The sequence below is a fragment of the Methylobacterium fujisawaense genome, from assembly GCF_014138435.1.
In the GTDB taxonomy this organism is placed as follows: Bacteria; Pseudomonadota; Alphaproteobacteria; order Rhizobiales; family Beijerinckiaceae; genus Methylobacterium; species Methylobacterium fujisawaense.
Genome location: NZ_JACJIM010000001.1, coordinates 973,785 through 987,556, shown reverse-complemented (window position 1 = coordinate 987,556; position 13,772 = coordinate 973,785). Strand labels below are relative to the sequence as shown.

Here is a 13,772-nt window from a genome sequence, read left to right as displayed (position 1 = left end):
ACATCAACGTCCACGGGCGCATCCGCATCGCGAGCGCCGTGATGCGATCTGGGGGTGCGCGCTCGGTCGGCGTGGCACTCCGCCTGTCGCTCCGCGCGCGAAGACGCCGAGCGCCCGGAACCGAAACGGCGTGAGAGCTCCGTGAGCCACCTGCTGCACTCCTGGCGCTTCTGGGCGCTCGCCGCCGCCGGCTTCGCGGCACTCACCGCGATCCTCGCCAAGGTCGGGGTCTCGGGCGTCCAGTCGGATGTCGCGACCTTCGTGCGGACCGCCGTGATCCTGGTCTTCGCCGGGGCGATCGTCGTCGGCTCCGGGCAGGCCGGCGGCCTCGCGCAGATCTCCGGCCGCAGCCTCGTCTTCCTCACCCTGTCGGGGCTCGCCACCGGGGCGTCGTGGCTCTGCTACTTCCGGGCCCTGTCGCTGGGCGACGCCGCCCGGGTCGCGCCGATCGACAAGCTCAGCGTCGTGCTGGTGGCGATCCTCGGCGCCACCCTGCTCGGCGAAACCCTCAGCCTCGCCGCCTGGATGGGCGTCGGCCTGATCGCCGCCGGGGCCGCCCTCGTCGCATCCGGCTGGTAAGCGCTGGTCAGCGGATGCGTGCCGGCGCACAGATCCGTTAACCGGTGGAGCGCATCCTGACGGTCCCTCGCGAACGGGGACCGTCATGGATTGGGTCTATCGTGGCTTCGAGACCTCGCTGATCGGTCTCGCCCTGTGTCTCGGCCTCGCCGCCTGTTTGACGCTCGGTACCGAGCGGACACCGACCGGCACGCTCTCCGTCACCCTGCCGATGCTCACGGTGACCGCTCCCGCGCCCTGAGGCGAAGGGAGCGGTCGGATCCGGCGGAGCGTCAGGCAGCGCTGTTCACGGCGCGGAACATGAAGCTCCGGGCCTCGTCGTCCATCTCGGCCTTGAAGGCGTGGCGGCCCTTCAGCGCCTCGGCGGCCTGCGCGGCCGGCCGCGCGTTGAGCGCATCGAGGTGGCGCTTGACGTTGGGCAGGTCCCCGAAGGCGCCTTCGCCGAGGATGAACGGCACCATCCGGGCCCAGCCCCAGACCGCCATGTCGACGATCGTGTAGGTGTCGCCCAGCACGTAGGTGCGGTCGGCGAGGCGCTGGTCGAGGATGCCCCAGTGCCGGCGCGCCTCGAAGGTGTAGCGTTCGGTGGCGTAGGCGCCCCCGTCCTGCGCGAAGTGGCGGAAATGCACGCACTGGCCGGAGAACGGCCCGATGCCGGTGGCCACGAACATCAGCCACGACAGCATCTCGCCGCGGACCGGCTCGCCCTCCGGCAGGAACCGGCCGGTCTTGCCCGCCAGATACATCAGGATCGCGTTCGAATCGAACACGGTCACGTCGCCGTCGACGATCGCCGGCACCTTCCCGTTCGGGTTGACCGCCGTGTAGGCGGGATCGAACTGCTCGCCCTTGCGGGTATCGACCGGCACCGGCTCGTAGGGCAGCCCCATCTCCTCGAGGCAGAGGGCGACCTTCATGGGGTTGGGGCTGAGATTGTAGAAGAATCGAATCACGGCGCTCTCCCTGAACGACCCCGGCAGGATGTCCGGGCCGGGCGAACGCACAAGCCGCCGCCGCGCAGGGCGGCTATTCCACGATGATCTTGTAGCCGCGACCCGGCACCAGCGCGGCGCCGCGCTCCAGGCCGTTGAGGACGAGGAACCGGTCGAGCGCCCGGTCGGGCACCGCCATGCGGCGGGCGAGATCCTCGGCATTGGCCGACATCGCCTGGACCACCTGCAGCCGCAGGGGACGCAGGACCGCCTCGTCCGGCGACACGGCGACGAGGGTCGCGGTCCAGCGGCGGAAGGCCGGGTCGGGATCGGCGGTGCCCTTGGCGGCCATGATCATCCGGTAGGTCGAATCGCCGATCCGGATCGCCGCGAGGCGGAAGGTCCACTCCTTCCCCCGCGACAGCGCGAAGGCCGCCGGGTGGCCGCCGACCTCCCGGGTCTCGAAGCCGGCCGGGTCGAAGGCGTCGTTCCAGCTCGCCTTGAGCACCGCGTCGAGGGGCTGGCCCTCCTTGGCCTCGATCTGGTCGAACAGCAGGCGCCGGCTGCCGTCCTGGGTCGTCCCGAGCACCGCCGAGCGGGTGTTCTCCAGGGTGAAGCCCTCCGGCACCTCGAAGGCGATACCGAGGCCGGGATGGATGAAGCGGTGCCCGCGCACCGCGCCGTCGCGCGGATTGTCGCCGTAGGCGAGGCCGTCCACCGCCGCGAGGTAGGTGGCGCGGTCGTCGGTGCCGATGCCCGGCGCGCCGATGCGGCGGGCCGCCCGGGTGACCTGGGTGATGCGCTCGGCCGTGCCCGGATGGGTCGCCAGCATGTCGGGCGCGTTGGCGCTGCCGGCCTTCAGCCCCGTCGAGCGGCTGAGGGCGGTGAGGAAGCGCCCGGCCGCGAACGGATCGTAGCCGGCCTTGGCGAGGGTGCGCACGCCGGTGGCGTCCGCCTCCAGTTCCTGCTCGCGGGAGAACCGGGCCAGGGCGAAGCGGGACTGGTGCTGGAGCTGCGCGCCGGTATCGGGATCGTTCAGCACGTCGGCCACGACCCGGCTGACGAGCGCCGAGCGCAGCTCCAGCTCGCTGCGGGCCGTGGCGTGGTTGAGGGTCACGTGGGCCATCTCGTGCGCCAGGACGGCGGCCACCTCGGAGGTATCGCTCGCCAGGGCCACGAGGCCGCGGGTCACGTAGAGCCGCCCGTTCGGCAGCGCGAAGGCGTTGACCACCGGCGAATCGAGGAGCGTCACCGTGTAGCTCTGATCGGGCCGGTCGCTGGCCCGCACGAGGCGGTCCGTCACCTCCGTGAGCAGCCGCATCACGTTGGGCGCCCGCGCCTCGCCCCCGAAGGAGGCCACGAGCTTGAGGTGGTCGGCGTCCGCGGCGCGCTCGCGGCCCGTCGTGCGCGGCGCCTCCGCGGGCACCCGGACCACGGCCGGCCGCACGGTCGCCTCGGTCTGGTCGGCGACGCAGGCGCCGAGCAACAGGGCGAGCCCGCCGAGCGCCGCCGCACCGCGCGGGCGGCGTCCCGCCCCGTGGACGCACGCCCCGATGATGTGACCCGTGATCCCGCCCATCGCGATCAGCGCCGCAATTCCCGTTCCCTGTCCGGACCGGCCTCCGGCCGGTCCGCCTCGTCCAGAACCTCGATCCCGTCGATGGCGGCCTCCAAGGTCGGGCCGCGCCGGACCTCGAGGAGGCCGCGCACCCGCACGCGCCGGTCTTCGAGCGAGGCCGCACTCAAACCACGGGCGCGCATCATTCGCCAAGTGCGTTTCGATACCGTCACCGTGAGCCCGTCCGTGCCCCGGGCCGCGAAATCGAGATAGGTGCGCGCGCCCCGCTCGCCGATATGGCGGATGCGCCCCTCCACGACGACGAAATGCCCCGCCTTCGCCCGGAGCGCCGGGCCGTCCTGCGCCCCTGGAAGCGGCGCGCGCCAGAGGCCGAGCCTGCGCGCGCGGGCCGCCGCCTCCATGAGGCGCAGGGCGGGGCGGCAGAGCGAATCGGCCTCGTTCGCGTCCGCGACGGCGAGGCCCGCCCCGATGAGGCCGCCCGCCAGATCCTCCTCACCCTCCGCGATCAGGAGATCGGCCCGCACCCGATCCCAGCGGTCGGGCTGCCCGCGCGGAATCATCGTGACCCTGGCGCCCAGCCGGGCCTCCAGCCAGGCCTGGGCCGCGGATGCGGCCTCCGGCGCGTCCGGCCACCGCAGCGAGTCCGGCACCGCACGGACGCCCGACGCGAGGCGGATCTCCCCCCGGGGGCCGATCCCCGCGATGACCTCGACGCGCGCCGGCCCCGCCATGCATTCGGACAGGCTGGTCCGCGGGGCGGCCCGGACCGGCAGGACGCCCGGCGTCGCGGCGAGGGAGGCCGTGAGCACGACCGCGCGCACCGCCGCGCGCATCCCCGCGCGCACCACCCGCGCCGCTGCCGCGCTCCGCTGTCTCTCCCAGCCCGTGATCCCGCCCATGGAACACCCCCGAGGCCGCGAGCCCCGGCCGTCCGCCTTTCCACCGGGCGCGGTTGGCCTCGGACGGGGAGAATGCTATGGAGCACGCGGTTGTCTCCGTAGCTCAGCTGGACAGAGCACAGGTTTCCTAAGCAGGTTCAATTGGGCGTCGCGTCGGGAAACCACGCGGCGGATCCGCTCAAAGTCGGGGAAAGCTTCCGGCATCGGCGCTCAGGCGTCCGATGCTCTGCCGATCCCGAGCCAAGCCCGACGGTGCCCCGGCGGGAAGGTGTAGAGACTAGACGGGCGGCACCTAACGGCTGGAGGCGATCCAGCCCACGGTGAAGGGATAGTCCAGGCCACGAACGCGAGCCTTCGGGACGCGGCGGCGAAAGCCGAAGTGGTATGAAACCTGGGGTCGCAGGTTCGAGCCCTGCCGGGGACGCCAAGTTTTCGCGTCTTGCAATTCTCTCCGGCCGCGGAGCCGCGCGCAAATCGTCCGCCACGGTGACCGCCTGCCGGTGACAAGTACCGAGGGCCGCGCTAAGCTTTGCTGCCAGGATTCATGGCGGGGGTGGACGAGCACTTCATGGCGGGCCAGAAGACCGATCAGCGCGACGTCTATGTCGGGCAACGCATCGCCGAGCAGCGCCGGAAGGCGTCGCTCACACAGCGCCGCGTCGCGCAGAGCTTCGGTATGTCTGCTGCCCAGCTCCAGAAGTATGAGAAGGGCACCAACCGGATCAGCGCCGTCCATCTCGATATCTTCTCGCGGATGACCGGCGTGCCGATGGATTACTTCTTCAAAGGCATGCCCCGGAACGATGACTTCGTCGCGCCGGGCTTCGGCGAGCGCGAGCAATCGGCCCTGTCGGATGGCGGCCTGAAGGGGCTGGCCGAAATCGTGGGCCGTCACATCACCGAAAACTTCTCCGAGGAAGCGCGCCGCGACGTGGCCGACGCCATCCGCGCCCTGGAGAGCAAGATCGGCGGTTGAGGCCGCGGCGGGATCCCCGGGGCGGCCGTTCTTTCGGTCGTTTCGTTCGTTATAGCGGATCCGTTCGTTCCTCCATCTTGACCGTCCACTGCTCGGGTGCGAGAACGCCCGCCCCATGAAGGGTCTAACGCCGCGATCGCGACGGCGTACCTCTGAAACCGAGGCCGTCTGATGCCGCGCTCAAACTATCTGTTCACCAGCGAGTCCGTGTCCGAGGGGCACCCCGACAAGGTCTGCGACAGAATCTCCGACACCGTCGTCGACGCCTATCTCGCGGCGATGCCGGAGGCACGGCTCGGCGTCGAGACCCTCGCCACCACCAACCGCATCGTCATCGCCGGCGAGGTGCGCGGGCCCGATTCGGTCACCTTCAAGGACCTCGAGGCCCTGACCCGCGAGGCCGTGAAGGATATCGGCTACGAGCAGTCGGGCTTCCACTGGAAGAACAACGACGTCGCCATCTACCTCCACGCCCAGTCGGCCGACATCGCCCAAGGCGTGGACGCCGCCGGCAACAAGGACGAGGGCGCGGGCGACCAGGGCATCATGTTCGGCTACGCCGCCGACGAGACCCCCGAGCTGATGCCGGCGCCGATCTTCTACGCCCACAAGATCCTCAAGGATCTCGCCGACGCCCGCAAGGCGAAGCAGGGCGACGCCGCCAAGCTCGGGCCCGACGCCAAGAGCCAGGTCACGGTCCGTTATGAGAACGGCCGCCCGGTCGAGGTCACGCAGATCGTGCTGTCGACGCAGCACCTCGACGAGTCCCTCGATTCCGCGGACGTGCGCGCCATCGTCGAGCCCTACATCCTCAAGGCCCTGCCGCAGGGCTGGGTCAACGAGGGCACGGCCTGGCACGTGAACCCGACCGGCAAGTTCGTGATCGGCGGTCCGGACGGCGATGCCGGCCTCACCGGCCGCAAGATCATCGTCGACACCTACGGCGGCGCGGCCCCGCATGGCGGCGGCGCGTTCTCCGGCAAGGATCCGACGAAGGTCGACCGCTCGGCGGCCTACGCGGCGCGCTACCTCGCCAAGAACGTGGTGGCCGCGGGCCTCGCCAGCCGCGCCACGATCCAGCTCGCCTACGCGATCGGCGTCTCGAAGCCGCTCTCGATCTACGTGGACCTGCACGGCACCGGGAACGTGGACGAGGCCAAGCTCGAAGCCGTGCTGATGGACGCCATGGACCTGTCGCCCCGCGGCATCCGCACGGCGCTCGGCCTCAACAAGCCGATCTACGCGCGCACCTCGGCCTACGGCCATTTCGGCCGCGCCCCGGAGGCCGATGGCGGCTTCTCCTGGGAGCGGACCGACCTCGCCGGCAAGCTGAAGTCCGCCCTCGCCTGAGGACGGAATCGCCCCGGACCCGCGGAGCGGGTTCGGGGCAGCGCCGGTTCCGGTGTCGTCCGAGGCCTGCGCCGGACGCACACCCACCGCGATCGGCGCCGCGCACGCCTGGGTCCGACCGGTGGCCGGCTCGGGCCGGCAACCGCTCCGTCATCCGGGGCCGCCCCGCGGAGCCCGCATCCAGACGCGACGGCGGATCCGGATCCGCGTCGGGACGGCGATCCCGGATCCGGGCTTGCCCGCGGCCCCCGGACCGACGGCGCGAGACACCGGCACGGGACGAAGGTCCCACGCCGCCGAGCAACCCCGCTGAGATGCGCAAGCCCTTCGACGGCGCACCGTGACCATGTCTGACACGTCTGGACGCGCCGCACCGCCGGCCGAGGAGCTGGAGCGCGCCTTCTTCGGCCGGCGCAAGGGCAAGCGCCTGCGCGGCCAGCAGGAGCGCCGGCTCGCCGAGCTTCTGCCGGCCCTGCGCATCGACCTGCCGCCGGACGACCGGCCCCTCGATCCGCGGACGCTGTTTCCCGCGATGGCGGCGCCGCCCGAGGCGCTCTGGCTGGAGATCGGCTTCGGCGGCGGCGAGCACCTCGCCGCCCAGGCGGCCGCGCAGCCGACCGTCGGCATCATCGGCGCCGAGCCCTTCGTGAACGGTGTGGTCAAGCTGCTGGCGGCGATCGAGGCGCAGGGTCTGCGCAACGTCCGCATCCGCGACGCGGACGTGACCGCCCTCCTGGCGCGCCTGCCGGATGCCTGCCTCGATCGGGTCTACCTGCTCTATCCCGATCCCTGGCCCAAGCGCCGGCAGCGCAAGCGCCGCTTCGTCTCCGATGCCTCGCTCGCCGAGATCGGCCGGGTGCTGAAGGATGGCGGCCTGTTCCGCTTCGCCAGCGACATCGACGACTACGCCGGCTGGACGCTGGTCCGGGCCGCGCGCTGCCCGGACCTCACCTGGACGGCACGGGGGGCGCAGGACTGGACGCAGCCCTTCCCGGGTTGGCCCGGCACGCGCTACGAGGCCAAGGCGCTGGACGCGGGGCGGCGGCCCACCTACCTGGAATTCGCCCGGCATCCGCGCTGAGACCGGCCTCGATCGCGCCGCCCGGGCGCCCGGTCGCCGCAGGCGGAGCGGAACGCCTTGCCACAGTCACGCTCGATCGCCATCCTGAAGTCCCGCCGCGGTTGCGGATCGCGGGGCGGGGTTCATCTCCGGCGGGAGCGTGCCACGGCACGTTCGAGGATTCTTCCGAGTGAATGAGAGGGTGGGGCAGGACCCGGCGGCGGCGGACCCGTCCCGCACCGGCTTCGACGACGCCGCGATCGGCCTCGTCGTGCTGTCGGCGGACGAGGCGACGATCGCTGCCGCCAATCGGGCGCTGCACGATCTCCTCGGCTGGCCGCAGGGCACCCTGCCCGGGCGGCCGGCCACCGATCTCCTGACCGAGGGACCGGAGGGGCTCCGGGACGGCCTCCAGTTCTGGCGCCGCTCGGACGGCACCTCCCTCGACGTGCGGGTCCGGCGCGCAGGCCTGACCCTGGTTGTCGAGGCGGTCGACGTGGATGCGGCCGCCCATTCCGAGGCGAACCGGGAGGCGCTGGCGGCCGCCGGGCTCGGGGAATGGCGCTGGGACCGGGCGACGGGCCTTCTCACCCTGTCGCGCCGCGCCGCCCGGATCCTCGGCCGGCCGCCGGGTCGCTCCGTCTCGTGGGAGGCGCTCAAGACCGGCCTGTCGCAGGCGGAACTCACCCGCCTGAGCGCGCTCATCGACGACGCGGCCGGAACCGACGAGCCCTATCAGTTCGACACGGCCACGACGGTGGCGGGGCGCTCCGTGATCCTGCGGGTGCGGGGGCAGGCCGTGCCGGGCCCGGACGGCAGACCGGCCAGTATGGTCGGCGTCATCCAGGACATCACCACACGGGTCGAGGCACGGGACGAGATCCTGTCCCGCGACCAGCGCCTGCGGGTCGCGACCACGGTCGCCAAGCTCGGGATCTTCGAGTGGCACATGCTCGAGGATCAGGCGATCTGGGAGAACGAGCACATGTACGAGATCTTCGGGCACACGCCCGAGGACGGGACGATCGGCAAGACCGAGTTCCTCAACGACATCCTCCATCCCGAAGACCGTCCCGCGGTCCGCCGGGCGATCTCCAAGGCGCTGCGGGAGGACGGCGATCTCCACATCAGCGGCCGGATCCGGCGCAAGTCCGACGGCGTGTGGCGCACGATCGACATGGCCGGGCGGTTCGAGCGCGACGCCCCCGGCCGCCTGCCGCGCCGCCTGATCGGCGTCGTGGCGGACGTGACCGACCGCCGGGTCGCGGAGGAGCGCCAGAGCCTGCTGATCCGGGAACTGCATCACCGGGTGAAGAACACGCTGGCCACCGTCCAGGCCATCGTCGGCTCCACGGCGCGGACGGCGTCGAGCATCGAGAGCTTCTACGAGGCGTTCGTCGGGCGCATCAAATCCCTGGCGCACACGCACTCGGTCCTCACCGAGGACACGTGGCAGATGGCGTCCCTCGCCAACCTCCTGCGCAACGAGCTGAAGCCCTACGCGGAGGTGGCGCCGGACGGCGGCGCCGAGGGCCGCATCAGCCTCGACGGGCCGGCGATCGACCTGCCCTCCGAGATCGCGGTGCCGATCGGCATGGCGATCCACGAACTGACCACCAACGCCGCGAAGTACGGGGCGCTCTCGAACCGCACCGGGCGGGTGGCGGTGGAATGGTCGCTGGAGCCCGGCGGACCGGCCGGGATCCTGCGGTTCTCCTGGCGTGAGACGGGCGGTCCCCCCGTCTCGCCGCCGAGCCGTCAGGGTTTCGGGTCGCGCCTGCTGCAACGCGTCCTGATCACCCAGGTCCAGGCCGAGGTGACGACCGACTACGCCCCCGGCGGTTTCGCCCTGACGATGCGGGCGCCGATCCCGCCGCGCAACGACAGCCTCAACCCGCTGGTGTGAGGCCGCGTCCCCGCCGCTGGCTCGGACAGGTCACCGTCCTTGCGGGGGACGGGGCCATCGAGCAGCGCACCGCGCCCGCAGACGGCGCGCGGCCCTGGGTCGCTGCGCTGCGCGCGCGCGGACGCGGGGGTCAGGCCGCGCCGCGGGTCCCGGCCTCGCCGCCGCCATCCACGAAGGCCTTCAGCTCGTCGAGCGACCCGAAGGTGAAGCGGCCCTGCGGCGTCTCCGCCTCGATCGAGCCGTCCTCGAACATCACGTAGGTGTTGCCGCCCGAGGCGTAGCGCCCCACCACGGTGCGCGTGGCGGGCTTCGGAGCCGGCTCGGGCTCGGGGGGAGTGTCGAGGCTCGGGCGCAGGGCGGGTGTCTCCTCCTGCGGTCCCTCCTGCGGTCCCTTATGGGGCTCCTCCGACCGGGATTCCGGAGGCGGCTCGGGGGCGGCGAACAGGTCGTCGTCGGGCGCGAGCGCGGCTTCGGCCTTCGGGGCTTCCGGCGCGGGTGCGCGGATCGGCTCGGCCACGTGGACGGGAGGCGCCACATGCAGCGGCGGCGGCTCGGCCGGAACGGGTCTCTCCACCTCGGCCAACGAGGGACCCGCGACGGGCGTGCGGGCCTCGTCGGCCCGAAGTTCCAGGTTCGGCTCGATCCGGGGGCGCTCGGGGTCGAAGGCCGGCTCCACCACCGAAGGCACGATAAAGGCGGGCGCCGCCGGCAGGACCGGCGGCAGCCGGATCCGGCCCTCGTCGGGGGACATGGTCGGTGCGGCGCCCGCGGTGGCCTCCCGCGCGCCGGCCATCGGACCCCGCCCGATCGCCCGTTCGACCCGTCGGAAACCGAGGGCCACCACGCCGAGGCCGAGGAGGACCGCACCCGACGAGGCCGCCACAGACCCCGCGATCACCATCGCGAGCCCGCTCTCCAGACGCACGTACGGGAAGCCCTGGATCACGGCGGCGCAGCCCCCGATGATCATGGCGGCGGCGAGCGCGAACAGCGCAGCGATCATGATACTCTCTAGACACGGGCCGGCTGACGGCCGGCACTCAAGGCGGTCGCACAGTAAGGCCTACCGGTCATATTGCAAAACTCGGAGCTGAGATTGTCCGGGAAAGCGGAATAGTCCGGATCTCACCCGGCAATCCGCCGCGCGGACCGATCCGCCGCCGCGGCTTCGGGATCGACGGAACGTCCCGCGCTGCGGCCGAACGGCGTTGCCGTCCCGCGGTCGCCGACTTACCTAGCGGGCTCTCGACTCGGGACCCCCGCCGGGGACGAGGCCGCCCCCTGCTAAGCGGAGAAAGACGCGATGACCTTCACCCTGCCGGAACTGCCCTACGCCTACGACGCGCTGGGGCCGTACATGTCGAAGGAAACCCTCGAGTTCCACCACGACAAGCACCACAAGGCCTATGTCGACACGGGCAACAAGCTGCTTGAGGGCACGGATCTCCAGGGCAAGAGCGTCGAGGAGATCGTCAAGGCCGCCTACAACACGAATCAGCCGCTCTTCAACAACGCCGGCCAGCACTACAACCACATCCATTTCTGGCAGTGGATGAAGCCGAATGGCGGCGGCGCGATCCCCGGCGCGATCGCCAAGAAGATCGACGAGGATCTCGGCGGTGCCGAGAAGTTCAAGGCGGACTTCATCCAGGCGGGCGTCGGCCAGTTCGGCTCGGGCTGGGCGTGGCTCGCCGTCAAGGACGGCAAGCTCGCGATCATGAAGACCCCGAACGGCGAGAACCCGCTGGTCCACGGCGCCAAGCCGATCCTCGGCGTCGACGTGTGGGAGCACTCCTACTACATCGATTACCGCAACCGCCGGCCCGACTACCTCAAGGCGTTCATCGAGAACCTCGTGAACTGGGAGCACGTCGAGAAGATGTACGCCGAGGCGACCCGCTGAGGCGTTTCCCCGGTGCCGCGGGCTTTGTGTCCGCGGCACCCTTGAGGTGGCGGCGGAAACCGGCTCTTGATGCGCCCGACGCCGGATGACCCGGTGCAAAGGGTCCGGCCATTTCCCTCCCAGCGACCTCCGCGACGTTCCCAGGGCGCGCCTATCCGCCTCCGCGGTGGGAGACACCATCCCGGCAGCGCCCCGCCCCATGATCCGCTCCATCCTGTCCGTCGGCGGCTGGACGCTGGTCTCCCGCGTCACCGGCTTCGCCCGCGACGTGGTGATGGCCGCCGTGATGGGCGCCGGGCCCATGGCCGACGCCTTCGTGGTCGCCTTCCGGCTCCCGAACCACTTCCGCGCGATCTTCGGCGAGGGCGCGTTCAACACCGCCTTCGTGCCGGCCTATGCCGGGCTCGCGGAGGCCGGCGAGCCCGGGGCGGCGCACCGCTTCGCCGACCGCGTCTTCACCCTGATGCTGATCGTGCAGCTCGTGCTGCTCAATCTCGCCCTGCCGGCCATGCCCTGGGTGGTCCACGCCCTGGCGCCGGGCTTTGCCGAGGACGGCGAGCGCTTCCAGCTCGCCGTGGCGCTGACCCGCATCACCTTCCCGTACCTGCTGTTCATGACGCTGGTGACGCTGCTGTCGGGCATCCTGAACGCCCACCGGCACTTCGCGGTGGCGGCGGGCGCCCCGGTCCTGCTCAACCTCGCCATGCTGGCGGCCTTGAGTGTGAGCTTCCTGTTCCCGAACGCCGCCTACGCCGCCGCCTGGGGCGTCGCCGTCTCGGGCGTGCTCCAGTTCGGCCTGCTCTGGTGGGGCTGCCGCCGGGTCCGGGTGATGCCGGACCTCGCGGTGCCGCGCCTCGATCCGGCGCTGAAGCGCTTCTTCACGGTGCTCGGTCCGGCGGTGGTCGGCTCGGCCGGCTTCCAGATCGCGGCCTTCGCCGACACGATCATCGCGAGCTGGCTGCCCACCGGGGCGGTCTCGGCGCTCTACTACGCCGATCGGCTCTACCAGCTGCCCTTCGGCGTCATCGCCATCGCGGCCGGCACCGTCCTGCTACCGGAGATGAGCCGCCGGATCGCGGCCGGCGACGTGGCCGGGGCCCACGCGGCGCAGAACCGGGCCGCGGGCTTCTCCCTGGCCCTGTCGGCGCCGTTCACCGTGGCCTTCCTGACCATCCCGGGCCTGATCATGGCGGCCCTGTTCCAGCGCGGCGCCTTCAGCGCCGAGGATGCGGCCCGGGCGGCCTCGGTGCTGGCGGCCTACGGGCTGGCGCTGCCGGCGGTGGTGCTGGTGCGCAGCGCCGTGGCGAGCTTCTACGCCCGCCAGGACACCAAGACGCCGCTCTGGGCCTCCCTCACGGCGATCGGCGTCAACGTGGTCCTGAAGCTCTGGCTGACTGGCCCCTACGGCGTCACCGGGCTGGCGCTCGCCACCGCGGTCAGCCAATGGGTGAACCTGCTGCTGCTGCTCGTCCTGGCCAAGCGCCGGAACTGGACGGCGCCGGGGCGCACGCTCGGCCTCACCGTCGCCGGGGTGGCCCTGGCCTGCCTCGGGCTGGCGGCAGTCGCCGTCTACGGCCAGGGACTCGTCCAGGCGCTGGTGCCGGCCCTCCCGCACGGGCGCGACCTCGTCGTCCTGGCGGTGCTGGGGCTCGTGGGAGCGCTGGTCTATGGCGGCCTGCTGGCGGGCCTTCTGCACCTGTTCGGCCTGCGCCTGCGCCGGGCCTGAGTGACCCGGCCGGGCTCGCCGCAGCGCGGGTCCGGCCCCAGATCGGGCGAGAGCACCGAGTGAGGAACACCATGACCGACGCATCAGGACCCCTCGCGGGCGTGAAGGCCGCGGTGTTCGACGCCTACGGCACCCTGTTCGACGTGAACGCCGCGGTCCAGCGATACGCCGAGGCGGTGGGGCCGGACGCCGCCCACCTCTCCGAGGTCTGGCGCAACAAGCAGCTCGAATACAGCTGGACCCTGTCGCTGATGGGCCAGTACGCGGCCTTCTGGGACCTCACCGTGCGGGCACTCGACTACGCCCTGGCGGTCCACCCGCAGGTCGATCCCGGCCTGCGCGAGCGGCTCCTCGACGCCTACCGCGACCTCGATGCCTATCCGGAGGTGCCGGGCGTGCTGGCGGCCCTGCGCAAGCACGGGATCCGCACGGCGGTGCTCACCAACGGCAACGCCGCCATGGTCGACCGGGCGGTGGCCTCGGCGGGGCTGGCCGACCACCTCGACGCGGTTCTCTCGGTGGACGACGCGCAGGTGTTCAAGACCCATCCCGACGCCTACCGGATCGCCCTGACCCGGCTGGCGGTGGGGCAGGGCGACGTGCTGTTCTGCTCGTCGAACCGCTGGGACGTGGCGGGGGCCGGGGTCTTCGGGTTCCGGACCGCCTGGGTCAACCGCAAGGGCCTGCCCGACGAGTACATGGATTCGGCGCCGACGGTCGTGATCGGGGCCCTCGACGGTCTGCTTTGACATCCGAGCCCGCGGGGGACGCGGTGCACCGGATGGCCCGCAGCGCGGCCGGGGCAGAATTTTTCGGCCGCGTCTTGGACTAAAGTCGACCTTGCAACGTGGGCGTGTCGCTC

13 protein-coding genes are annotated in these 13,772 nt (G+C 71.8%); 9 read left to right on the top strand and 4 right to left on the bottom strand.

Annotated elements, in window-relative coordinates; genetic code table 11:
• Positions 1 to 141: 141 nt before the first annotated feature.
• Together GGQ91_RS04740 and GGQ91_RS04735 are read left to right on the top strand one after the other, a co-directional pair.
• On the top strand, positions 142 to 579 hold the full coding sequence (locus GGQ91_RS04740) for an EamA family transporter (RefSeq protein ID WP_043346438.1): 438 nt from the start codon (positions 142 to 144) through the stop codon (positions 577 to 579).
• Between the two features lie 85 nt (positions 580 to 664).
• Complete coding sequence (locus GGQ91_RS04735; protein ID WP_167380420.1) at positions 665 to 820, top strand: hypothetical protein; 156 nt, start codon at positions 665 to 667, stop codon at positions 818 to 820.
• Between the two features lie 31 nt (positions 821 to 851).
• Here GGQ91_RS04735 and GGQ91_RS04730 read toward each other — a convergent pair whose 3' ends face one another.
• The 3 genes from GGQ91_RS04730 to GGQ91_RS04720 all read right to left on the bottom strand — a co-directional run bounded on the left by GGQ91_RS04730 (position 852) and on the right by GGQ91_RS04720 (position 3,923).
• Positions 852 to 1,532: a glutathione S-transferase family protein gene (locus GGQ91_RS04730; protein WP_043346447.1), complete on the bottom strand. Its 681-nt coding sequence runs from the start codon at positions 1,530 to 1,532 to the stop codon at positions 852 to 854.
• A 73-nt stretch (positions 1,533 to 1,605) separates the two neighbouring features.
• Positions 1,606 to 3,090, bottom strand: coding sequence for a M48 family metalloprotease (locus GGQ91_RS04725; RefSeq protein ID WP_043379364.1), 1,485 nt, complete (start codon positions 3,088 to 3,090; stop codon positions 1,606 to 1,608).
• A 5-nt stretch (positions 3,091 to 3,095) separates the two neighbouring features.
• Positions 3,096 to 3,923, bottom strand: a complete 828-nt coding sequence (locus tag GGQ91_RS04720) for a thermonuclease family protein (RefSeq protein ID WP_182591491.1) — start codon at positions 3,921 to 3,923, stop codon at positions 3,096 to 3,098.
• Positions 3,924 to 4,557: 634 nt separating this feature from the next.
• On the opposite strand from GGQ91_RS04720, the gene GGQ91_RS04715 reads away from it, so the two are divergent.
• The 4 genes from GGQ91_RS04715 (at position 4,558) to GGQ91_RS04700 (ending at position 9,281) form a co-directional block, all read left to right on the top strand.
• Positions 4,558 to 4,965, top strand: coding sequence for a helix-turn-helix domain-containing protein (locus GGQ91_RS04715; RefSeq protein WP_043346443.1), 408 nt, complete (start codon positions 4,558 to 4,560; stop codon positions 4,963 to 4,965).
• A 171-nt stretch (positions 4,966 to 5,136) separates the two neighbouring features.
• Complete coding sequence (gene metK / locus GGQ91_RS04710; protein WP_043379362.1) at positions 5,137 to 6,315, top strand: methionine adenosyltransferase; 1,179 nt, start codon at positions 5,137 to 5,139, stop codon at positions 6,313 to 6,315.
• Positions 6,316 to 6,661: 346 nt separating this feature from the next.
• The gene (gene trmB, locus GGQ91_RS04705) at positions 6,662 to 7,396 is read left to right on the top strand and encodes a tRNA (guanine(46)-N(7))-methyltransferase TrmB (RefSeq protein ID WP_043759730.1); all 735 of its coding nucleotides are present in this window, start codon (positions 6,662 to 6,664) and stop codon (positions 7,394 to 7,396) included.
• A 169-nt stretch (positions 7,397 to 7,565) separates the two neighbouring features.
• A complete protein-coding gene (locus GGQ91_RS04700) occupies positions 7,566 to 9,281 on the top strand; it encodes an HWE histidine kinase domain-containing protein (RefSeq protein WP_053609373.1) in 1,716 nt (571 codons plus the stop codon).
• Between the two features lie 130 nt (positions 9,282 to 9,411).
• Here the strand turns inward: GGQ91_RS04700 and GGQ91_RS04695 are convergent, their stop codons facing one another.
• A complete protein-coding gene (locus tag GGQ91_RS04695) occupies positions 9,412 to 10,284 on the bottom strand; it encodes a hypothetical protein (protein WP_043379354.1) in 873 nt (290 codons plus the stop codon).
• Between the two features lie 300 nt (positions 10,285 to 10,584).
• On the opposite strand from GGQ91_RS04695, the gene GGQ91_RS04690 reads away from it, so the two are divergent.
• The 3 genes from GGQ91_RS04690 (at position 10,585) to GGQ91_RS04680 (ending at position 13,659) form a co-directional block, all read left to right on the top strand.
• The gene (locus tag GGQ91_RS04690; protein WP_043351079.1) at positions 10,585 to 11,184 is read left to right on the top strand and encodes a superoxide dismutase; all 600 of its coding nucleotides are present in this window, start codon (positions 10,585 to 10,587) and stop codon (positions 11,182 to 11,184) included.
• 199 nt (positions 11,185 to 11,383) lie between these two features.
• The gene (gene murJ / locus GGQ91_RS04685) at positions 11,384 to 12,910 is read left to right on the top strand and encodes a murein biosynthesis integral membrane protein MurJ (RefSeq protein WP_043759736.1); all 1,527 of its coding nucleotides are present in this window, start codon (positions 11,384 to 11,386) and stop codon (positions 12,908 to 12,910) included.
• A gap of 71 nt (positions 12,911 to 12,981) precedes the next feature.
• Positions 12,982 to 13,659, top strand: coding sequence for a haloacid dehalogenase type II (locus GGQ91_RS04680; RefSeq protein ID WP_053609372.1), 678 nt, complete (start codon positions 12,982 to 12,984; stop codon positions 13,657 to 13,659).
• Positions 13,660 to 13,772: the final 113 nt, after the last annotated feature.

Excerpts from the sequence above, each read along its gene's own strand:
- GGQ91_RS04735 (WP_167380420.1), top strand. The coding sequence starts at position 665 with ATGGATTGGGTCTATCGTGGCTTCGAGACCTCGCTGATCGGTCTCGCC.
- GGQ91_RS04725 (WP_043379364.1), bottom strand. The coding sequence starts at position 3,090 with ATGGGCGGGATCACGGGTCACATCATCGGGGCGTGCGTCCACGGGGCG.
- GGQ91_RS04720 (WP_182591491.1), bottom strand. The coding sequence starts at position 3,923 with ATGCGCGCGGCGGTGCGCGCGGTCGTGCTCACGGCCTCCCTCGCCGCG.
- GGQ91_RS04715 (WP_043346443.1), top strand. The coding sequence starts at position 4,558 with ATGGCGGGCCAGAAGACCGATCAGCGCGACGTCTATGTCGGGCAACGC.
- metK (WP_043379362.1), top strand. The coding sequence starts at position 5,137 with ATGCCGCGCTCAAACTATCTGTTCACCAGCGAGTCCGTGTCCGAGGGG.
- trmB (WP_043759730.1), top strand. The coding sequence starts at position 6,662 with ATGTCTGACACGTCTGGACGCGCCGCACCGCCGGCCGAGGAGCTGGAG.
- GGQ91_RS04695 (WP_043379354.1), bottom strand. The coding sequence starts at position 10,284 with ATGATCGCTGCGCTGTTCGCGCTCGCCGCCGCCATGATCATCGGGGGC.
- GGQ91_RS04690 (WP_043351079.1), top strand. The coding sequence starts at position 10,585 with ATGACCTTCACCCTGCCGGAACTGCCCTACGCCTACGACGCGCTGGGG.
- murJ (WP_043759736.1), top strand. The coding sequence starts at position 11,384 with ATGATCCGCTCCATCCTGTCCGTCGGCGGCTGGACGCTGGTCTCCCGC.
- GGQ91_RS04680 (WP_053609372.1), top strand. The coding sequence starts at position 12,982 with ATGACCGACGCATCAGGACCCCTCGCGGGCGTGAAGGCCGCGGTGTTC.